This window comes from Micromonospora sp. WMMD980, assembly GCF_029626035.1.
Lineage (GTDB): Bacteria > Actinomycetota > Actinomycetes > Mycobacteriales > Micromonosporaceae > Micromonospora.
In genome coordinates this window covers 4,738,302-4,758,824 of record NZ_JARUBE010000003.1, presented here as the reverse complement: position 1 = coordinate 4,758,824, position 20,523 = coordinate 4,738,302, and the positions used below count along the sequence as shown (strand labels likewise).

The 20,523-nt window shown below is 69.1% G+C and carries 18 protein-coding genes; 13 read left to right on the top strand and 5 right to left on the bottom strand.

Annotated elements, in window-relative coordinates; all coding sequences use genetic code 11:
* Positions 1 to 8: 8 nt before the first annotated feature.
* A complete protein-coding gene (locus O7618_RS22325; RefSeq protein ID WP_278108068.1) occupies positions 9 to 1,400 on the bottom strand; it encodes a TIGR02678 family protein in 1,392 nt (463 codons plus the stop codon).
* The gene (locus tag O7618_RS22320; RefSeq protein ID WP_278108067.1) at positions 1,397 to 2,965 is read right to left on the bottom strand and encodes a TIGR02677 family protein; all 1,569 of its coding nucleotides are present in this window, start codon (positions 2,963 to 2,965) and stop codon (positions 1,397 to 1,399) included. The genes O7618_RS22325 and O7618_RS22320 overlap by 4 nt, the downstream gene beginning before the upstream one ends.
* A gap of 189 nt (positions 2,966 to 3,154) precedes the next feature.
* Between O7618_RS22320 and O7618_RS22315 the strand changes: the two genes are divergently transcribed.
* The 4 genes from O7618_RS22315 (at position 3,155) to O7618_RS22300 (ending at position 5,124) form a co-directional block, all read left to right on the top strand.
* Positions 3,155 to 3,580 (top strand): hypothetical protein, encoded by a 426-nt coding sequence (locus O7618_RS22315; protein WP_278108066.1) that lies wholly within the window; start codon positions 3,155 to 3,157, stop codon positions 3,578 to 3,580.
* A gap of 103 nt (positions 3,581 to 3,683) precedes the next feature.
* Entirely contained in the window at positions 3,684 to 4,130 is a 447-nt protein-coding gene (locus tag O7618_RS22310; protein WP_278108065.1) for a hypothetical protein, read from the top strand.
* Positions 4,131 to 4,266: 136 nt separating this feature from the next.
* Positions 4,267 to 4,500 (top strand): hypothetical protein, encoded by a 234-nt coding sequence (locus O7618_RS22305; protein ID WP_278108064.1) that lies wholly within the window; start codon positions 4,267 to 4,269, stop codon positions 4,498 to 4,500.
* Between the two features lie 216 nt (positions 4,501 to 4,716).
* On the top strand, positions 4,717 to 5,124 hold the full coding sequence (locus O7618_RS22300) for a hypothetical protein (protein WP_278108062.1): 408 nt from the start codon (positions 4,717 to 4,719) through the stop codon (positions 5,122 to 5,124).
* A gap of 205 nt (positions 5,125 to 5,329) precedes the next feature.
* On the opposite strand, the gene O7618_RS22295 is transcribed toward O7618_RS22300, so the two are convergent.
* From O7618_RS22295 to O7618_RS22285, 3 genes are all read right to left on the bottom strand, one after another.
* The gene (locus tag O7618_RS22295; RefSeq protein WP_278108061.1) at positions 5,330 to 6,001 is read right to left on the bottom strand and encodes a nucleotidyl transferase AbiEii/AbiGii toxin family protein; all 672 of its coding nucleotides are present in this window, start codon (positions 5,999 to 6,001) and stop codon (positions 5,330 to 5,332) included.
* Between the two features lie 3 nt (positions 6,002 to 6,004).
* Entirely contained in the window at positions 6,005 to 6,571 is a 567-nt protein-coding gene (locus tag O7618_RS22290; RefSeq protein WP_278108060.1) for a hypothetical protein, read from the bottom strand.
* Between the two features lie 96 nt (positions 6,572 to 6,667).
* Positions 6,668 to 9,016: a DEAD/DEAH box helicase gene (locus O7618_RS22285; protein ID WP_278108059.1), complete on the bottom strand. Its 2,349-nt coding sequence runs from the start codon at positions 9,014 to 9,016 to the stop codon at positions 6,668 to 6,670.
* Between the two features lie 61 nt (positions 9,017 to 9,077).
* On the opposite strand from O7618_RS22285, the gene O7618_RS22280 reads away from it, so the two are divergent.
* From O7618_RS22280 to O7618_RS22240, 9 genes are all read left to right on the top strand, one after another.
* Positions 9,078 to 9,389 (top strand): hypothetical protein, encoded by a 312-nt coding sequence (locus tag O7618_RS22280; RefSeq protein ID WP_278108058.1) that lies wholly within the window; start codon positions 9,078 to 9,080, stop codon positions 9,387 to 9,389.
* A gap of 6 nt (positions 9,390 to 9,395) precedes the next feature.
* On the top strand, positions 9,396 to 10,553 hold the full coding sequence (locus tag O7618_RS22275; RefSeq protein ID WP_278108057.1) for a hypothetical protein: 1,158 nt from the start codon (positions 9,396 to 9,398) through the stop codon (positions 10,551 to 10,553).
* A 356-nt stretch (positions 10,554 to 10,909) separates the two neighbouring features.
* Positions 10,910 to 12,115 carry an IS110 family transposase gene (locus O7618_RS22270; RefSeq protein ID WP_278108056.1) on the top strand — a complete coding sequence of 402 codons (1,206 nt, stop codon included), beginning with the start codon at positions 10,910 to 10,912 and terminating at the stop codon, positions 12,113 to 12,115.
* Positions 12,116 to 12,427: 312 nt separating this feature from the next.
* A complete protein-coding gene (locus O7618_RS22265) occupies positions 12,428 to 12,652 on the top strand; it encodes a hypothetical protein (protein ID WP_278104785.1) in 225 nt (74 codons plus the stop codon).
* The gene (locus O7618_RS22260; RefSeq protein ID WP_347405420.1) at positions 12,649 to 13,674 is read left to right on the top strand and encodes an IS3 family transposase; all 1,026 of its coding nucleotides are present in this window, start codon (positions 12,649 to 12,651) and stop codon (positions 13,672 to 13,674) included. The genes O7618_RS22265 and O7618_RS22260 overlap by 4 nt, the downstream gene beginning before the upstream one ends.
* Before the next feature lie 1,547 nt (positions 13,675 to 15,221).
* Positions 15,222 to 16,391 carry an ISAs1 family transposase gene (locus O7618_RS22255; RefSeq protein ID WP_278104995.1) on the top strand — a complete coding sequence of 390 codons (1,170 nt, stop codon included), beginning with the start codon at positions 15,222 to 15,224 and terminating at the stop codon, positions 16,389 to 16,391.
* A 5-nt stretch (positions 16,392 to 16,396) separates the two neighbouring features.
* Positions 16,397 to 17,785, top strand: a complete 1,389-nt coding sequence (locus O7618_RS22250; RefSeq protein WP_278108055.1) for an AMP-binding protein — start codon at positions 16,397 to 16,399, stop codon at positions 17,783 to 17,785.
* Positions 17,786 to 17,957: 172 nt separating this feature from the next.
* Entirely contained in the window at positions 17,958 to 19,208 is a 1,251-nt protein-coding gene (locus tag O7618_RS22245) for a nucleotide sugar dehydrogenase (RefSeq protein ID WP_278108054.1), read from the top strand.
* Complete coding sequence (locus tag O7618_RS22240; protein ID WP_278108053.1) at positions 19,205 to 20,494, top strand: MFS transporter; 1,290 nt, start codon at positions 19,205 to 19,207, stop codon at positions 20,492 to 20,494. Before O7618_RS22245 ends, O7618_RS22240 begins: the two co-directional genes overlap by 4 nt.
* Positions 20,495 to 20,523 lie beyond the last annotated feature (29 nt).

The following is a 20,523-nucleotide window of genomic DNA, read 5'->3' as shown; positions in this document are numbered from 1 at the left end:
GACTTCCCTCAGAACAGGGTTTCGGTGGAGGCGCGGGGCTTGACCGTGGCGACGGTGTGGCGGTAGCGGCCCACCAGCGGCCGGACGAGCACCCCGCCCGGCACGGCGGTGACCGCATTGAAGCGTTCCAGCAGCGCGACCGCCTCGGCGCGCAGGCGCTCCGGGTCGGCGTGCCACTGGGCGCCGAACGCGGTCCCGTACCGCTGCAGGATCTCTCCGACGGCGGTACGCAGGAAGCTGTCGGTGATGAACGGCAACCGGCCGGCGCTGTCGGTCTCGTCGAGGCCGCTCTCGCCTTCGACAATCCAGTGCTCGTCCGAGCCGGCGTCGTCGAGGCGTATCAGGGTGGCCGTGGGCAGGCCGGTGTCGATGTGGCCCGCCAACACCTGCTGCCGGGCCCGCCCGTCGGGCGGGGTCAGCCGCTTGACCCGGCGGCCGTCGGGGTCCGCCACCCGGTCGGCCATCTCCACCGCCAGCAGCACCGCGGCCTGCGCCACCGAGCCGGTGCCCGGGAACCGCTCCGCGGTGAACCCGGCGGTGTCCACCAGCAGCACGCCCTCGGCCCGCCGCTCCACCCGCAGACCGGTCAGCCGGGCCAGGTCGGCGGCGAGCGCGGAGCCGCGTAGATGGTTGGCGACCGCCGGGTCGACGTCGGTGTGGTAGACGACCGGTAATTCCACCACCGCCCGCCGGGCCGCCTGGGCCGCCTGCCGGCGCTCGGCGTTGCCGCTGCTGCTCATCGCCCGATCGAGCATCGCCGACACCGAGTCGACGTGCTGCAGCACCCGGGGCGGCCGGAACAGCGCGAACACCACGTCCCGCGCCACGTCGTACAACGCCTCACCCGCCCCGGGGTCACTGGCCCAGGCGGCGCTGGAGCCATCGGCCAGCCGCAGCACGCCCCGCTCCTCCAGCCAGCCGACCGCGTCCACGAACGCCCTCCGGTCCGGGCCGCGGTCCGGATCCAACCCCAGGCCGGTGATCCGGTTCGCGTCGGCGGCCACCGAGTCGGCCAACTCGCTGAGGGTGATCTGGATCCCGGCGCGGCCCAGCACCGCCAGGCACAACGACAGGTACGCGTAGCGCTGCCGGTCGAACGGCCGCCCGGTGCGCGACACCGCCGGTTGGGTGCCGTCGAGCTGGTCCTTCGCCCGTACCAGCCGGGCCGTGGAACCGTGCAGCTCCAGGCGGTATCCGAACGCCTCGGCGAGATCCCGACGCAGGGTGGCGGCGAACCGTCGTACCCGGGGCAGCGCCCGCTCGTCGGGCCAGGTCGCCGTGATCAGCGGGTGGCGCAGGACCAGCCGGACCGCCCGCTGGTAGTCCGCCAACTCCAACTCGGGGACGTCGACGGCGAACCGGTGGGCCGCCGGCCGCGGCGCCCCTGCCTCCGCGGTCACGCCGGCACCAGCTCGGGTCGGCGGACCGCGGTGTGCTGCGCGGCGGTGACCGTTAACGCGTACCCGTCCAGATGCAGCCGGCCCTCGGCGGTGCGCACTGTGGTGAACCGGCCCGGCGTCGGGGTGAGGGTCAGCCGGACGCCGTGCGCGGCGGCCGCCAGCGGCACTCCGGCTCGGCCACCCACCCGGGCGGCGAGTGCGATGTCGAGCAGGCGCAGCAGGACCTGGGTCTGCGACCGGTCCAACTGGTGATCGTCCACGCCGACGCCGGTCAGCGCCGTCGCCGCGTCGGCCAACCGGTGCTCCCGGGCCAGCTGATCGCTGCGCAACCGGTGCCGGCGCTCGTCGACCCGGTCCAACCGGGCGGGCCTTCCCCGACCCTGCCCCGGTGCCCGACCGGTGGTCACCAGGGTGCGGGACAGCTCCACCGCCGGGGCCTCCCACCACGACAGCCGGCTGGCGATCGCCTCCGGATCCGGGTGCGCCACGCCCGCGTGGCGCGGAGCGCCGAGACCGAACACGACGTCGAACAGGGCGTGCGCGGCCTCCTGGGTGCCGGTGCAGGTGAACCAGGCGGCCAGGTGCCGCAACTGGGACTCCCGGCTCACCCCGCCACGTCGGGCCTCGGTGACCCGGCGCAGCAGAGCGAGTACGTCACCGATCGCGGCGATGGTGGCGTCCGACAGCCGGTCCGCCTCGCTGGGCTGCTCCGGGCCCGGCGGCGCCAACCAGGACCGCAGCCCGGCCCAGCGGCGCCGCCAGTCCTCCAGCCGCTGCACCGGGGTGTGGAACAGCCGCTCGTCGGCCTCGGCGGCCGCCTCGATCAGCCGCTCCAGGCCGGTCGCCTCCACCTCGTGCACCGCCGCGCGTAGCCGGGGCGTGTACCGCTGCAACTCGTCGTGGAAGTCCCGCAGATGAGCCAGCAGCGCGTCCTTGTGCGCGAGGAACGCCTCCGGCCGCACGTCGTTGGTCCGCCCCAGGTCGCCCAGCATGTGGTAGAAGCGGGCGGCCCGCTCGGCGATGTCGGCCAACGCCCGGTCCAACCGGTTGAACTTCCGGTAGACCTCTTCCGCGTCCCCGGCCTCGTTGGCCGCGGCGAGCGCGTTCAGGTCCGCCAGCAGGTCGGCGAAGACCAGCCGGGACAGCGTCGAGTCGTCCATGCTCGCCGACAGCACCGCCTCCACCGCCCGGTGCGCCCGGTAGCCCGCCTCGGTGAACTGGTACACCGAGTGCCGGTTGCGGTATTCCGCCAGCGTCGTGGCCCGGGAACCGTCCTGCCCGCGGTCGAGCACCCCCCACTCCACCAGGGCGTCGAGCAGCCGCGGCAACTCCAGCCCGGCCGGATCCGGGCAGTCGGCGTCCGCCTCGTGCAGCGTCGCCAGCGCCGCCGCCACGTCGGAGGTGTGCAGCACCACGTGGTAGCTGGACCGTGCCGAATCGAACGCCCGCAGCAGCCACAGATAGGCGAACCGGTTCTCCGCCGTCACGTAACCGAACAGCCGCATCCGGTCGTCCAGCCCGAAGTCGTCGAGGCCGAACGTGGGCCTGGATGGCTGCGCGGTCATCGTTCTCCTCACGGGACGCGAACGGCTACCCACCCTACCCAGCCGGCCTCGGCGCGGCGTGCGCGGCAGCAGCGGACTCCGGGGTGATCGTGAAACGTGCGTCACGGGCTGCTGCGCCTGGGTGAGTGCTGTGGCCAGCCCTCTTGACCGGACACCGCGGCGCTGTCCCCCCTGCCGCCGGAACGCGGCGTGTGCTACCAGACAGTGGTGACAAGCAAATCCGAGCCACGCAAAGATCTGGTCGAACGCGCGCCCCCTTTCCTGCCCGCCTGCAGTGTGATCCGCCAGGCGTTCACCTACCAGACCGCACCGAACTTCGGCTTCTTCATGTTCGTCATGCTGACCTACCTCGTGGGAGTCACGGCGTGGAACAAGTACCGGTGCGTGGCGGTCACCGACGACGCCATCTACGTGCTGGAGAGCACCAAGTCATCCGGCGGCGCACGACCGGAACGTCTGCTCGGCACCCTGCCCCGCCGCACCCGGGTCGGCCCTGCCTCCGGCCGGTGGGCACAGCTGAACATCCTCGGCGAACGTTGCTGGGTGCACACCCGCTTCCACGACCAGATCGCCGCCGCCGACCGTGCTTGGAGCGCGCACGATGATCATCGATGATCAGGTGTAAGTCCTGGTCAGGCTCTGCTTCGGTCGGTTCGACGCGTTTTTGCGGGATCCGGTGAAGGTGCCGTGCCGCGTCAGTTTACGGTGCCGCGAGAGCGTGGGCCAGCAGCGTGGCGAGTTTGGCTGCGCGTGCCGGGTGGTGATGGCTGACCCAGGTAACTCGTCCGATGAGGTATTGGGCGAAGTCGGGGTGGCCGGTCCGGTTCTGCGCGGTGAGGCCGGTGTGGGTGGCGTTGTGGAGGATGGCGCGGAGCTGGTCGTATTCGTCGCGGGGTGTGGCGGGGTGGTGGTTGACGACGAGTCCGGCGAGGAGTTGCCGGTCGGCTCGGCTACGGACGCGGGTCTTGGCTGGGTGGACTCGGAAGCCCTCGTCGCGGGCGATGTCGGTGACGGCGGCGATCAGGTCGTCGATGCGTCGGGTGGTGAGGTCGCCGGAGAAGGCGAGGTCGTCGGCGTACCGGCTGTAGGTGATGTCGAACGCGTGGGCGAGGCCGGTGAGGCGTCGGTCGAGTCGGTAGGCGCACAGGTTGGCCAGTGCGGGTGAGGTGGGCGCGCCCTGGGGCAGGTGGCCGGTGCGCAGCGCGGCGAGCCGGGTTGTCCGGTGGGGTAGGTCGGTGGGTGCTTGGCGGAGGACGGGGTGCGGGGTGCGGGGTGCGGGTGGTGCAGAGTCCGGTGAGGGTGTGGGCGACGGGTTCGGGGTAGCCGGCGGTGCGGAGCAGTCCGTGGACGCGGGTGGCGGGGATGTGGGTGAAGAAGGCGAGCAGGTCGATCCGGACGACGACCGGTTGTGCGGTGTGGGTGGCGGCGAAGGTGTGTGCGGAGCGGCCGGGTACGAAGCCGTGGGCGGCGGGGTGGACCGGGATGGGGCCGAGGACCTCGGTGAGCAGCCGGCGTTGCAGGGCGCGGAGCCGTGATTTCGGTGCCTCGATCAGCCGGCCCCGGTCGGTCCAGCGGTAGTGGTAGTGGTGCAGCCGGTGGGCGAAGGCGCGTCGGTTCATGGCACGTCGGTCGGCGTACCAGTCGAGGTGCTCGATGCTCAGGTCGAGCATCGCGGCTAGATCGCCGACGGTGTCGATGACGGGGGTGTGCCAGGGTCGGTGGACGGTGCGGGTCGGCGTCGCGGGCCGCGCGTGGATGACGATCGGCCGCTGGTGCTGGCGGGCGGTGGCGACTGCCGCACGGAGCGGGTCGAAGGTGCTCAGGAACGTGGCCAGCTCGCGTGGCCGGTCGGTGGGTGGGCGCGGGTAGGCGACCAGCACCGCGTCGGCGACCGGCCACAGCCATCGCCGCCGGACGCCGAGGACGAGCCCACCCTGGCCTACGAGATCGGCGCGGCGCCAGCCGTCGCCGGCGAGGAACGCGTCGGCGAGCGCGGTGGCGAGGGCATGGATGGTGGTCATGACGGGGCCGGTGGTGGCAGCGTGTCCCGACGATGCCCGGTCGTGCGGGTGCACAGGCTCGCGGAGCGTGCCGACGCACCTGTGGTGTGGTGCCGAGGTGAGTATCGCGTCCCCGGGGTTGCCCCGGAGAGACCGTGACCGGACCCCACGCGGGGGGCCGGCCTGGTCAGCTCGGGACACGCTGCCATGGGAGCAGCGTAGAGAACGGAGACTGTCATCGGTGTCCGCGCTGCATGTGGCGCGGCGCAGAGAACCATTTCGCCGAGCCCCACCGGAGCACGGTCGCGGCCGGTGATCGGCGGCGGCTTCCTGCTGGGATTCCTCTTTACCGGGCGCTGGGAGATCAGCTGGCGGAGCCGTCAGGTCGCGGGGGCTCCTTCTCGCTGAGTAGTTGGCGGCGCCATTGGGTGAATCGGCTTCGGAGATTGTCGAGCGCTTGGCCGGTGACGCCGTACTGGGCGAAGTCGTCGGGGTCGAGCTGGGCGGCTTGTCCGAGGGCGTCGGCGAAGATGCGCGGGTCGAAACCGCGGTCGGCGCGCTGGGCGAGGGTGAGGAGGGCGTCGCGGGTGTAGCGGCCGGATCGGAGTGTGGCGTCGATGTCGATGAAGTCCCGGGCGAACGCTCGTCCGTAGAGTGCGCTCATCTTGTTCGCGACCGCGTCGTCGGGGTGCAGGACCGATCCGATCGCCATGAGGATCGGTTCGTTGGCACGCCAATCCACGCCGAGTTCGACCTTGGAAACCCGGATGCCGTCGGTGACGGCCAGTCGGGTGAAGGCGTCGTACTGGCGCTCGGCCTTGACGGTGAGGCCGTCGTCGCGGTAGGCGCGCACGACGGCGGTGACCGCGGCGGTGAACTCGTTGCGGCGGTCCCAGGCGGTGAACAGGTCGACGTCCTCGCTGGGCCGCTCGAGAAGTCCGGCGGCCTGAACCGCGTAGCCGCCGGCCAGCGCGAAGCCGTATCGGTCGGCCGCCGCGAGCCCGGTGCGGGCGAGGCGTTCGTGGAAGGGGTCCACCCGCTACGCCGCGTCGCTGCGGGTGGCGGCGAGTTCGGGGAAGGCTTCCTCCCAGCGCTGGCGGAGCTGGGGTGGCAGCCAGAGGGTGGGCCAGAGTCGCCGGAGGAGGCCAGCATCGAGCCAGGTGTTGAGGTCCTCGACCGTGCTGGCTTCGGTGAGCACCACCTTGTACATGCTGGCCAGGCGTGCGGGCCGGTCAAGGTCGTACTCGGCATGCCCGGACCAGTCCAGATGACGCGGAAGCGTCACCGCACCTTCGGTCGGGCCCTGCAGGTGCGCAAAGGCTTCGGCCACCACGTAGGGCTTCCGGTCACCGTAGGTCCGGTAGTCCGCCGGCGGCTGGGGCGATGTGCGGCGCCGGCTGAGGTTGGTCGCCCGCCGGACCTCCGGTCGGAGTGCCTGGCGGATCGTCTCTCGGCTGTACCCGGTGACCCGCTGCAGATCCACCGGCCGCCACCCGGCCGCGTGAAATGCCCGCAGCTGCTCGTCGCGCTCGGTCAATGCCTGCGCCCGCGTCGCCTCGTACCGGGAGACAACCGCGTGCAGTTCATCCTCGGAGAACCGGCCCATGTCCCTCAGCCTACTACGCTAGGCCCAGCATGCTTGGCGTCTGGTCGTATCTCTGTGACAGGCGGGACCAGTCGTGGTGATGGCGGTGGAATGCGCTCATGTTTTGGTGAAGCCGAGGGCCCGGTATCCGGGCATGCGGCGTGGGAGTGAGGCGGCGAGGATGGGGGTGGCCAGGTCGTGGTAGTCGTGGACCTCGGCGAGGTCCTTGCCGGGCGCGGCGCGGATGACGCGGCCGGCGCATTGGACGAGTAGGCCGTCGTAGGAGATCGGGCCGGCGAGGAAGAGGGTGTCGAGGGCGGGGGCGTCGAAGCCTTCACCGATGAACGGTGTGGTGCCGATGACGAGCAGGCCGTCGCCGGTCTTGGCGCCGTCGAGCCTGTCAACGATGATCCGCCGTTCGCTGGTGCTCATCGCGCCTTGGAGCACGAGCGCCTGGTGTCCGCGTGCGGCGAGTAGAGCGGTGAGAGCCTCGACCTGGGCGACCCGCCGGGTCAGGACGAGACAGTTGCGACCGCGGGTCAGGGCAACGGCAACATCGTCGGTGATCTGGGTGTTGCGGGGCTCGTCGAGAGCTAGTCGCCGGTGTACCTCGGCGAGCGCGCCGGGGGCGTCAAGGTCGACGTCGCCGGGCTGGAAGGTGGTCTCGTGGATGAACAGCGCTCGTCGGGGTCCGGCGTCGGCGTGCATCGCTGCCGCGAGGGTGCCTTGTTCCTCGTCGGTCAGGGTGTGCCGGACGGGTCCGAGTTGCCAGGTGACGAGTTGGCCGAGGCCGTCGCGCCGGGTGGGGGTGGCGGTGAGGCCGAGCCAGAACTGCGCGGCGATCCGTTTGACCGAGTGCTCGTACGCGGCGGCGCCGAGGTGGTGGCATTCGTCGACGATGACGTGGCCGTACCCCTGGGTCAGGGTGGCGACGTCGTCGCGCCGGGCGAGGGAGGGCAGCAGCGCGATGTCCACGGTGCCGGTGAGCTTGCGTCGGCCGCCACCAAGTTGACCGGGCTTGATGCTGAGGAACTGCTCGATACGAGTGCGCCACTGGTCGGCTAGGGCTTTGCGGTCGACGAGGACGAGGGTGGAGGTGCTGCGTTCGGCGATCATGGCGCAGGCCATGACGGTCTTGCCGGAGCCGGGTGGGGCGACCAGGATCCCGTCGTCGTGGGCGAGAAGCGCGCCGACCGCGGTGGCCTGCCTGCTGGTGAGTTCGGCGGTGAACGCGGTGTCGATCTCGCTCCCGGGGTTTCGTGCGTCTGTGACGGCCAGCCGTGACCCGGCATGTTCGACGATGGCGGCGATGGTGTGCCGCAGGCCCCGTGGGAGGACCAGGCGGTCGTCGAGGGTGAGGTCGTAGCCCTGGATGAAGCGTGGGGTGTCCCAGGTGGACTTGCGGAGCCGCTGCAACTCGTAGAACTTCGGGTTGGCCATGGCGGCGGCGTGCTTGAGAGTCGCCAGCGCGGCAGGGGTGAGCTGTCCGGCGTCGAGGCTCAACCCGGCACCGGCCTCCGCGTGGACCACCGGAGGTAGCGGAGGGTGGACCTGCGTCGCGGCGGACCGGCTCATCGTGGCGACGTCGGCACCGGTGACGGCTTGCTTGGCCTGCCGGGCGATGTGTTCGGCGTCACCGGGGCTGAGCCGGTCCAGCGTCGACAGGAACGCCCACTGGTCGGCGTACGGCTCGAGCGTGCCGAGGTCGAGGAAGGTGGTCAGCCCGTCCTTGCGGCGGCGGCCCTGTAGCGGTGCGGCGATGAGGTTGCCGAAGCCACCCTCGGGCAGCACGTCCTGGTTGGGGAACAGCCGGTCGTACGACCGCAGGTCCATCGACCCGCGCAGCACCATCGCCTCACGCAGCAGGACCGTGCCGACGGCCCGCGCGGTGGCCGCGGGAACAGCGCCGGTGAAGAAGATCCACACGTGGGCGCCGCGGCCGGACTGGGAGATCTCCAACGCGGCGGGCACCGCGCTGGCTCGTGCCGCTTTCACGTAGGCGAGGGCGTCGAGCATTGCGGTCGGCCCGTCGAAGTCGGCCACGACGAAGTGGCAGGTGTTGCCGGGCATCAGTGGGTACAGGCCCATGAACACGTCGCCGACCAGATGCGCCGCGACGACCTCCGTCGTGCGAGGCAGGTAGGTGGCACCCCGCCGGTCCATACCCTTACGCCAGCCGCCGGCCACCGCGGGCATCCACCCGGCAGCGCCGGTACGGGCGTTGTCCCACCGCACGGCGTACACGTCGGCCCGTGCTCGGAACCGGTCGGCGAACAACGCCAGCTTGTCCCGAGTCGGCGAAGCCATGGTGACCAGTCCCGGTGGCTCGACCGGAGCGGACAACTGCTCCGGTGCCGCAGACGTGTCCTGGCCGCGCAACTCCAGCAGACGTGCCAGCCGGGCGTTCTCCGCCCGTAACCGCTCCACCTCCCGTCGAAGATCGACGAACTCGGCCACCGAACCCATGCCGACCATCCTCGCGCATCGGGCGCCGAACACCCCAGCACCGGTCCGCTATCCTCCACCGATGGCATCGAAGGGAACCGCCGCGCTGGAGGCGATGATCGAGGAAGCCACCGTCGACGCGTACGGCGACGACGAGCAGCTCGCCGGCCTGTTCACCGTGATCGAGGAGCATCTGGCGGTGCCGTTCACCACCACCGTCCTCGGCGTCGAGGTCACCGTGCGAAAGGTCGAGCTGACCGCGGACACCATCGTCGCGGTCTGCATCCGAGGTCGCCACCGGCAGCGGATCGACCTACTCGACCTGCCGCTCCCCACTCCGCCGCCGGACGGCACCGCCTGGATCGACGCCTACCGGCACTGGGCCGGACGGTAGGCCACGGTGAGCGAGTACCAGTACTACGAATTCGCCGCCGTCGACCGGCCCCTCAGCGGCCGGGAGCGGGCCGAGCTGCGGTCGCTGTCTACCCGCGCCGACATCACCGCCACCAGCTTCGTCAACACCTACGAGTGGGGCGACTTCAAGGGCGACCCGCGCACGCTGATGGAACGGTACTTCGACGCGCACCTGTACCTGGCGAACTGGGGCACCCGCCGGCTCATGCTCCGGCTACCGGCACACGTGCTCGACCGCGACATCGTCGCCCAGTACTGCCACGGTGACAGCGCATCCGCGTGGACCGCCGGCAAGCACGTCATCATCGACCTCCGCGACGAGGACGAGGACGAGGACGGCACCGACGAGTGGGACCTCGACGGCCACGGCCTGCTCGCCTCGATCATCCCGGTCCGGGCCAGCCTCGCCGCCGGCGACCTGCGCCTGCTCTACCTGGCCTGGCTCCGCTGCGTACAGTCAGAGGACGTCGCCGACGACGAGCCCGAACCACCCGTCCCCGCCGGGCTGGGCACCCTCGACGCGCCCCTCACCGCCATCACCGAGTTCCTGCGCATCGACCCCGACCTGATCGCGGCTGCGGCGGTCGGGTCGGCGCCGGCCGCCTCCGGTGAACCGACCGCTGCGCAACTACGCACCTGGGTCCTCGGGCTGCCCGCTCGGGACAAGGACGCCATCCTGACCGACCTGATCACCAGCGGCGACAGCCACCTGCGCAACCGACTGCTGCGCCGCTACCGCGCCGCACACCGCACCGATAACCCGGCCCCGACAGCCGCCCGCACCGCCGGGCAACTGCTCGCCACCGCTGCGGAGTTGCGCGCCCAGCGGGATCGACGGGACGCCGAGGAGCGCGAACGCGAGCGGGTTCGCCGGGAACGGTCCGCAGCAGCCGCCCGGCAACGGCACCTCGACACCCTCACGGTCGACCAACCCGCCGCATGGCAGCGAGTCGACGAACTCATCGCCACGAAGAAACCCCGCGAATACGACACCGCCGTGCAACTCCTCGTCGACTTGCGCGAACTCAGCGAACGCGACGGGGACAGTTCGTCGTTCCAGCACCGGCTGGCCCAGCTACGGGCGGCGCACGCCCGCAAGCCCAGCCTGCTCGAACGCCTCAACCTCGCAAGCCTCGAAACCTGACGGCATGGTCCACGCCGCCCGGTGACCATCACCGAGGTGCGCAAGATCCTGGACCGCTGGCGCTCCGGCGCGACGCCCCTGATAGCGGCGGCCTGGGCTCCGGGTGTCCGTCGGGACCCGCAACCGGACATCGAATTGTGTCGTTTGCTGGTTGGACCCGGAGGGTCGGGTGACTGTCTGGGTGTGTGCTGCCGATGTCATGGCCAGCTTGGAGTAGGACGCCCCGGCCCTCGCTGATGACCGCTATATCAGCACTGGATGGAGACTTGCGACCGATCGCCCTTTCCGAAGTTGTGACTACTGAACCGCGGCGGGTCCACGCCCCCTGACCAGACAACCGAAGAGGGTGATGCCCGATGGGCAGCCTGTGGGCCGGCGTCGACGTCGGCAAGACCCACCACCACGTGTGCGTCGTCGACGACGACGGCACCGTGGTGGTGTCCGAGAAGATTCCCAACGATCAGCGGGCCATCTCCGGCATCGCCGGCCGGCTCGGCAAACGCCGTAAGTCGATCCGCTGGGCCGTCGACCTGCGCGGCGGACCAGCGGCACTGCTGCTGGCGGTCCTGTTCGACCGCAACGCGGACGTGCGCTACGTCAGCGGCACGGTCACCTCACGGATGGCGGAGGCATTCCACGGCGAACGCAAGACCGACGCCCACGACGCGTACGTCATCGCTCAGACCCTGCGCATGCGCGGCGACCTACCGACCCTCACCGTTGCGGACGGGGTGCAGCAGCAGTTGAAGTTGCTCGTCTCCCGCCGCCTCGACCTGGTCGCCGACCGAGTCCGCATCACCGCCCGCATCCAGGACCTCCTGACGATGATCAGCCCTGCCCTGGAGAAGGCGCTGAACCTACGCAGCAAGGGCGCGCTGCGGCTCCTCGCCCAGTGGCAGACACCCGCCGGACTGCGTCGCGCCGGTGAAGCCCGCATCCTGGACTACCTACGTGAGCACGGCGTGCGGGCAGCCAAGGCACTCACCGCCAAGGTTCTCACCGCCGCGCGGACGCAGACCGCCAACGTCGCCGGTGAGGCCACCGCAGCCGGGATTCTGGCACAGATGGCCGCCGACCTGGAAGCGGTCAACGATCGCATCGTCGCCATCGAGGAAACCATCGCCGGCATCGTCGCGGAGCACGAGCTGGGAGAGATCGTCACCAGCCTGCCCGGCATCGGCACCACCCTCGCCGCCGAGTTCCTTGCCCACGCCGGCACCCTCACCACCTACCCCAGCGCCGCAGCGCTCGCCGCGCACGCCGGCCTCGCGCCGATCTCCCGCGACTCCGGCCGCAGGCAGGGTCACCAGATTCGGCCGCACCGCTACCACCGGGGCCTACGCCGGGTGTTCAGCATGTCCAGCTTCACCGCCCTGACCCACTGCCCACGATCACGCGCCTACTACGACAAGAAGAGAGCAGAAGGAAAGACCCACCGCCAAGCCACCGCCGCCCTGTCCAGACAACGCCTCAACGTCCTCTGGGCCTGCATCCGCGACAAGAGGCCCTACCAGCCCAAACAACCAAGATCAGCGGAGCTGGTGCCATGCGAACTCGCGTAGAGACTCCTCATCCATGCCCAAGCTCCCTCCCTGTCACGCTGATGTGAGACAGCCCGTCTACCAGGGGATACTCTTCCTGGACGGTCCTGAGGAGAGATCATTAGCATAACGTCGAAGCCCCACGAGAGCCTGGATCCGGACGCCCGGCCCCAGCGGCGGACATTCACCGCAGAGTTCAAGGCGCGGATCCTGGACGAGTACGACGCGGCGCCGGACGCGGCGGCTCGCGGGGCGATTCTGCGCCGGGAACGGTTGTACGGGTCACACATTCTCGACTGGCGCAAGGCCCGAGACGCCGGAGCGTCGGCCGGCTTGACGGACCGGCGGCAATCGGCCGCGCGGGCAGCGAAGAAGGCCGAGAGCGCCGAACTTGCCCGTCTTCAGCGGGAGAACGCCCGCTTGCAGGCCAAGCTGGCCAAGACTGAGACCGCTTTGCAGATCATGGGAAAAGCGCACGCGCTCTTGGAACTGCTCTCCGAGAGCGCGGATTCCGCGCCGATGCCGAACCCGTCCTCGCCGAGGCACAGCAGGCGCTGACCCCGGCGTGGGGCATCGCCGGGGCCTGCCGGCTGACCGGTGTTTCCCGCGCGACGCTCTACCGGCACCGCGTACCACCGCTAATCTCACGGCCGCGGACCGCGCGCAGGCCACCGCCGTCGGCGTTGTCCGAGGCGGAACGTGAGCAGGTGCTGCAACTGCTAAACCGGCCCGAGTACCAAGATCTGGCGCCGGCGCAGGTGTGGGCCCGCGAGCTCGACGAGGGCCGCTGGTGGTGCTCGGAGTCCACGATGTACCGGATCTTGCGGGCTGCCGGGCAGAGCGGCGAACGCCGCAGCCAGGCCAGCCATCCGGCCCGCACCAAACCCGAACTCGTGGCCGACGCGGCGAACCAGGTCTGGTCCTGGGACATCACCAAGCTGCGCGGCCCGCAGAAGGGCGTCTGGTTCCACCTCTACACCGTGATCGACATCTGGTCCCGTTACGTCGTCGGGCACCTGGTCGCCGCGCACGAGGACGGCCAGCTCGCCGAGGCGCTGATCGCTGACGCGGCCGCCCGCGAACGCGTCGATGCCGATCAGTTGACCGTGCACGCCGACCGTGGCGCCGCGATGACCAGCAAGACCGTCACCCAGCTGCTGACCGATCTGAAGATCGGCCGTAGCCACAGCCGTCCGAAGACATCGAACGACAATCCGTACATCGAGGCGAGCTTCAAGACGTTGAAGTACGACCCGACGTTTCCCGAGCGGTTCGGGTCGATCCAGCACGCCCGGCAGCACTGCGAGGCGTTCTACACCTACTACAACCACGAGCACCGGCACTCCGGGGTCGGCCTGCACACCCCGGCATCGGTGCATCACGGCACCGCCGGGCAGATCCGTGAACAGCGGCAACAGACCCTCGACGCGGCCTGGGCAGCGCACCCGCAACGGTTCGGCCGCCGCCGTCCACGCCCGCCCCGCCTCCCGGACCGGGCATGGATCAACAAACCCGACAACAGCGACCCCGAACAGACCACCGCCTCGCCCGTGCCCAACCAACCAGCAGCACAAAGCTAAACAAAATCAAGAAAATGTCTCAGTTGACTTGACAGGCTCCGCTCTGGGCGCCCGTTTTGACCAGCATGATCACGACGGAGGAGGCTCGCTGTGGTGGCCGCGGTTCCTGTGAGCAGGAGCCTGACACAGACGGCACATGCGGCTAGCGCTAACCCGGTCGAGGAGGCACCGTCGACACCCATCAATGTAGCTCCTTTTTGGCTCGCGGGGAGTGCCCGAAGATTTTCGCCGCCTGCTCGTAACCCCAGAATTCCTGCGAATGAAGCGACCGCCTCACGGGATGGGGTAGGGCGGGATTGTCCGCTGGGCCACCTGTCGCAGGTGCAACTCGAGTGTGGTTGCGGCGAGGAGGGAGCTTTCGCAAAAGCGGCCGTTGCCAGCTCTAGTCGTTACCAGGCCCGGATGCCGAAGGGGGCGACGGCCGGTCGCCAAGACCCATGACCTCGGTAGATGTTACCAAGGGTTGCCAGTCGATCACCCTTGAAGAATGGCGGACTGGACGCCAGTAACTGCTACCGGGACGTCGTCTGTTGGGTGATTGAACAGTCATCGGCGATCCACGCGGTAGCTGCTTATCCTGTGGATTGGATCGCCCGCATCTTTGCGGGTGCGGGTGCGGAACCCGTCACATGAGCCGTCGGATGCTCTCCAAACCTGTGCTGCGACCCGCGTATAAAAATGCGTTCAACGGAGGCAACTCTAATAATCACGGTTCTCTAAGAGCTGTAATTAGAGCTGAATTTTTTCGTGGCTCTGCCGTGACGAGAAGGCTGTGGTCCGAGTGCTCGTCAGATCTGCTGACGGAAGCGCTGGCGAGGGTCGCGTGTCCTTCGGGACTCGCCGTCAAGCTCCCCATCGCATCAGGTTTTTGCAGGTCACATGGGTCACGATCCTCGGTGATCGGTCCGGTGCGATGGCGTAGATGTCAATGTGACTGCCTTCACATCAGCCCTTCGTTGTATGCTCGAGGCGGCGCTCACATGCGCAAATTCGTTGCCGCGCCGGTTGGGGATAGTGTGGGAAATCTGCGGCCTTAATCGGTAGCCAACACGGGTCTTGCCGACGGTCGAGGCATCGACTACCGTTTGCGGGCAGGTCGCCATGATCACACGTCGTGCGACCGCAACAGATAAGGAGGCGTCACCCTCAACCTCCGCGAGGAGAGTGGGTGATGGGTGCTGCGCGCGCCAACCGCGTTGCGGCATCGCAGGAACGGGGAAATGTGCTAGTTACAACGGGGATTACCGCAGACCGGGACCGCATTCACTCCCGATTCCTTGCCATGGCCGAGGACGGGCCTCACCGCACGGCCGTCCAGTCGCCGAGCACAAGGCTGACGTACCGGGAACTCCGGGAGCGCGCGGGAGACGTGGCCGCCGCACTCGTCACCAGGGGCGTCACACCCCAGGGCCCCGGCAAAGTCGTAACGGTGTCCGACTTGTGAGGCTTGGGGTAGAAGCGCCGTTGGTGGTGGCAGCAAGGCGGGCATGACCGGCTCAGAAGATCATCAAGGTTCTCTACGCCATGCTGATCGCCCGAAGTGAGTCATGCCCGCGCTGCCATCATCGCTGATCTCGTCCCTGTCCTGCGCACCGGCTCTGACCGTTGCCGAAACCGCTGGTGGGCTGCCCGAAGCGCTCGCTGGTCTGCCTGATCCACGGGCCCGGCGAGGTGTCCGGCATCGGCTGACGGTCGTGGTCACCGCAGCCGTGTGTGCTGTGGTCGCCGGCTACCGCTCGTACGCCGCGATCGCCGAATGGGTCGCCGACGTGCCGGCCACGACGGCTCTCGCCCTGGGCATGCCTGCCGACCGGCGCCCGTCGGAGGCGATGATCCGCCGGCTGTTACAGGCCATGGACCCGCAGCTACTGACCGCGGCGATCAGTGTCTGGCTCGCCGGCCGGGCCACCGCCACCACCTCAACGGCCGGCCGGGCGATCGCCGTCGACGGCAAGACCCTGCGCGGCTCCCGCACCACCGACACCCCTGCCCGGCACGTGATGACCGCCTGCGACCAGGCCACCGGTGTGGTCCTGGCCAGCATCGACGTCGACGGCAAGACCAACGAGATCACCCGGTTCGCGCCGCTGCTCGACCAGATCAGCGACCTGCGCGACACGGTGATCACCGCCGACGCCCTGCACTGCCAACGCGAGCATGTCGACTACCTCGCCGAGCGCGGCGCGCACTGGATCCTGACCGTCAAAGGCAACCAACCCCACCTGCACGCCCAGCTCACCGCACTGCCCTGGCGGGCAGTCCCCGACGCCACCCGCGACACCGACCGCGGACACGGCCGCCGCGAGATCCGCAGCTGCAAGATCCTGACGATCTCCACCGGCATCGACTTCCCGCACGCCGCCCAAGCCATCCAGATCCGCCGCCGCAGACGCCGCCTCGACCAGCCGAAACGCTTCACCACCGAGACCGTCTACGCCATCACCGACCTCCGCGTCCACCAGGCAAAACCAGCACAACTGGCAGCGTGGACCCGCGAGCACTGGTCGATCGAGAACAAGGTCCACTGGGTCCGCGACGTCACCTACGACGAGGACCGCAGCCAGATCCGCACCGGCACCGGACCCGAGGTCATGGCCGCTCTACGCAACGCCGCGATCGGCGCACTCCGCACCGCTGGCGTCACCAACATCGCCGCCGCCAACCGGCATCACGCCCGCGACAGCATCCGCCCGCTGGCACTGCTCGGCATCACCTGACGACTTTGCCGGGGCCCTGCGTCACACCCGAATCGAGGGTGGCGGTGCTCGGCAGACGCAGCCCGGACCTGATCGTCTGCATCCTCGGTACGCTGCTGGCCGGGGCCTGCTTCGCCGTGCTTGATCAGTCGTACCCACGCCGGCGGCTGCAGTCCATGGCGGAGCTGATGGAGCCGCACGCGGTCGTCGCTTCCGGGGTTGCGAGCCATCCACAAGTCGACGCTCCGCACATCGATGTGACTGCCATCAGCAGCGGCGGTGGTGGCATCGCGGTCGGCGCCGCCTCAAACGTCGCCTACCTAGCCTTCACCTCGGGCACAACCGGAGTGCCGAAATGCCTGGTGGGTGGTCATGATGCCGTCGTTCACTACCTACGGTGGAGCGTCGACGAGTTCGAGTACTCGGCGGACGACCGTTTCAGCATGATCTCGGGGTTGTCGCACGACCCACTCCTGCGCGACGTTTTCCTCCCGCTGTCCATCGGCGCGAGCGTGCACATACCCGACGGGCGCACCTGGGCCCGCCCAGCAGCCCTCGCACAATGGCTCGCGGAGCAGGAGATCACGTCCGCGCATCTGACCCCTAGCGTGGCCCGGCGCGTGCTCGTACCGGCACTCACTCGCCTGCCCCGACTTCGCCGCATTCTCCTAGGTGGCGAGCCGCTGCGCTGGCGCGATCTCCAGCAGTTCAGGGCGGCCGCCCCGAATACCCGGCTCACGACGGTGTACGGAACCACCGAGACACCACAAGTAGCGATGCACCTGACGCCCTCAGATGAGGACATCGCCACGGGTGATGGCCCAGTGCCACTGGGAAAGCCGGCGCCCGGGTTCCACGTACGGCTGGTAGGCCCGAACGGGTCGGAGCCGCCGCTGGGCGAGCCGGGCGAGATCATCGTCCGATCGCCCCACCTCGCCCTCGGTCGCATCGTCGACGGACGGATAACCCCGCTCGGACAAGAGCACGCGACTGGCGACCGTGGGCATCTCACTCAAACCGGTGAACTGATTTTCGACGGCCGCACCGATCGCCAGGTGAAGATTCGCGGCCTGCGGGTCGAGCTGGGCGAGGTGGAAGAGGCTCTCCGCCGGTGCCCTGGCGTCAAAGACGCCATCGCCACGGTCATACCGGCCGACCCGGCGGATCCCGTCTCGGAGGCCACCCTCGGCGCCACCGCAGTCGTCGCACCGGACGCCAAGCTCGACAAGCGCAAACTAGCCGCCCACCTCGCGACCCTGCTGCCGATGGGTGCTGTCCCGTCCGTGCTCGACGTCCGCACCGACATACCGATCAGCCCGAACGGAAAGCTCGAAGCGGAATCCTTCGAAAGCTTGCGGAACATCCCGATCGACCGTCGGCCCCGGATGCCCGACGCGCCACCCCGGCGCACCTGACTTCGCCGCCGGGCGAGTTGCGCACACCCTCGCCAGCCGCATCGAGGCGGCGCGGCGCACTAACTGCGCTGCACGAGCGCCTTGTCCGGAGCCTTACCTGGTCCGAACCGGCGCGCCGCAGTGGCCAGGACCCCTCGGGCGATAGCCCCATTCTCAGTGAGGAATACGACGAATGCCTCAACTTGATCTAGCAGTCCTGGGCCTCGGCTACGTCGGCATGCCGCTCGCGTATGAGGCGTCCCTGAGCGGGCTGAGCGTGGTGGGCGTTGACATCGACGGTGACGTCGTGGATGGCCTCATGGCCGGCCACTCGCACATTCGAGACGTGTCCGACGAAGACCTGAGCCGGATGCTTGCAGGTGGCTTCACCGCTACGATCGCCGCCGACGTCATCAGCGCCGCGGCGACGGTGGTGATCTGCGTCCCGACCCCGTTGGACGATCAACGTCGCCCCAACATTTCGGCCGTCCAGGCCGCCGCCCGGCGGGTCTCAGCCCATCTCGCTCCCGGCACCCTGGTGGTCTTGGAGTCCACGACCTATCCGGGCACCACTGAGGAGGTGATCCTGCCGATCCTCGAACAGTCCGGTCTGGCCGCCGGCACGGACTTTTTCCTGGCCTTCTCGCCGGAACGGATCGACCCAGGGAATCCCGAGTTCAGCCTGCGGAACACACCCAAGATCGTAGGTGGCCATACAGCAACCTGCGCGACGGTCGCCGAGAGCTTCTACTCCCGCATCGTCAACAAGGTGGTTCCGGTGCGGGGCACGCGGGAGGCCGAGATGGCAAAACTCCTCGAGAACACCTACCGGTACGTCAATGTCGGGCTCATCAACGAAATGCTGTTGCTCAGTGACGCGTTGGGCTTGGACTTCTGGGAGGTGGTGGGCGCCGCGGCGACGAAGCCCTTTGGCTTCCAGTCGTTCACTCCGGGCCCGGGAGTCGGCGGTCACTGCATACCGGTCGACCCGATCTATCTCTCCCACCGATTACGAGACCTGGGTAGCAACTCAGAGTTCATCGACATCGCCGATCGGACGAACGAGCGCATGCCACGCTACGTCGCTGCCCGGGTGATGAAGCTGCTTCCACCCCCCGAGGACCGCCCCGCCTCGGTCGCGCTGCTCGGGGTCGCCTACAAGGAGGATGTCGCCGACGCACGGGAGTCCCCTGCCGTACCTCTCGCCGAGCATCTCGTCGCCGCAGGAGCCGACGTCAGGTTCCACGACCCGTACATCGAGTACCTGCCGGTGCGCGGCGCCGACCTGGCTCCGCTCCGGTCGCTGGACGAAGCGTTCCGCTTCGCGGACGTGGTCGTCGTACTTCAACGACACAGCCAGTACGTGAACACCAGCTTCAGCCCGGCAAGACTGGTGCTGGACACCCGCGGCTTCCTGCACGGCGACAACGTGGTGCGGCTGTGAACGCTGTCTCCACCACCGCCGACTCCGGCCAACGCATCCCTACGCGACGGGCCGAGACGGACTTTTACCTGTTCTGGGCCGGCGAAGCAGTGTCAGACCTGTTTGCAAGGGTCACCCTCATCGCGTTGCCCCTCGCCGCGATCTACATCCTCGATGCCACGCCCGAGCAGGTGGGCGGTCTCGGTAGCGTCGCCACGCTGCCGCTGCTGCTGATCACACCGTTCGTTGGGGTGCTAGTCGATCGTGTACGGCTGCGTCCGCTGCTCATCGGCATCAACCTGTCCCGGGCGCTGTTACTGGGCTCCATCCCGCTGCTGGCTTGGCTGACCGATCTCCACCTGCTCTACTTCATGGTCGTCGCGTTCCTCGTCGGGGTGTTGGCCGCGGTATTCAACATCGCCTACCTGGCCTACGTCCCGACGCTAGTCGACCGCCACCGGCTCACCTGGGCCAACGGGGTCTTGAGCACGACCACGTCGATCGCCGACACCGCCGGGCCCGCCATCGGCGGCCTGCTGATCGCGTTGCTCACCGCGCCGGGCGCCATCACGTTCGACGCGATCGGCATGTTGCTGTCCGCCTTAGCCATGACGGCAATAAGGCGCCGCGAACCTCCCCGCGAGCCGGTAGCCCGCCGAGGAATGCGCGGGGTGCTCGTCGACATCCGCGTCGGCCTGCGCAAGACCCTGGGAAACCGGGTGCTCGGGACACTCGCCGGCTTCAGCGCGTGGGGCAACTTCTTCGACCAGGTGATCATGGCGAACTTCCTGCTGTTCGCCACAAGCACCCTGCAGCTCAAGCCGAGCGTCATCGGCGTGCTGCTGGCCGCCATCGGCGTTGGCTCGCTGATTGGCGGAATCTGCGCGAACCGCATCGGGGCGAAGCTGAGGTTGGGCACGAACCTCGTGCTCGGCAGACTCGTCGCGGCGGCAGGCCCGCTGGTCCTCGTTGTCTTGGCCGGCAGCGGCCCAGTGGCCATCGGAGTGATGGCCTTGGGGTTCGCGATCTACGGATTCGGGTTCACCCACTTCAACGTCCATGCCGTCACCCTTCGGCAGCTCATGGTCGCGCCGTCGATCATGGGCAGGGTCAACGCGAGCTACAGGGTAGTCGCTCACGGCAGCCTGCCACTCGGGGCCGCGACCGCGGGAATCCTCGGCGGTTGGCTCGGCTTCCGGGAGAGCCTCGCGGTGGCCGCAGCCGCACTCGTGGTCGCTGCCTTGGCCTTTGCCTTCACGCCACCCAGCCGATTGGCGGCCGCGCCGTCATCGCCCACCCTTCGCTGAACGACCGCCGCTACCGGCCCCTACCCCTC

Bases quoted from the DNA above. Each gene is read 5' to 3' on its own strand.
- O7618_RS22280 (WP_278108058.1), top strand. From the start codon at position 9,078: ATGGCATCGAAGGGAACCGCCGCGCTGGAGGCGATGATCGAGGAAGCC.
- O7618_RS22245 (WP_278108054.1), top strand. From the start codon at position 17,958: ATGCCTCAACTTGATCTAGCAGTCCTGGGCCTCGGCTACGTCGGCATG.
- O7618_RS22320 (WP_278108067.1), bottom strand. From the start codon at position 2,965: ATGACCGCGCAGCCATCCAGGCCCACGTTCGGCCTCGACGACTTCGGG.
- O7618_RS22255 (WP_278104995.1), top strand. From the start codon at position 15,222: ATGCCCGCGCTGCCATCATCGCTGATCTCGTCCCTGTCCTGCGCACCG.
- O7618_RS22285 (WP_278108059.1), bottom strand. From the start codon at position 9,016: ATGGGTTCGGTGGCCGAGTTCGTCGATCTTCGACGGGAGGTGGAGCGG.
- O7618_RS22290 (WP_278108060.1), bottom strand. From the start codon at position 6,571: ATGGGCCGGTTCTCCGAGGATGAACTGCACGCGGTTGTCTCCCGGTAC.
- O7618_RS22270 (WP_278108056.1), top strand. From the start codon at position 10,910: ATGGGCAGCCTGTGGGCCGGCGTCGACGTCGGCAAGACCCACCACCAC.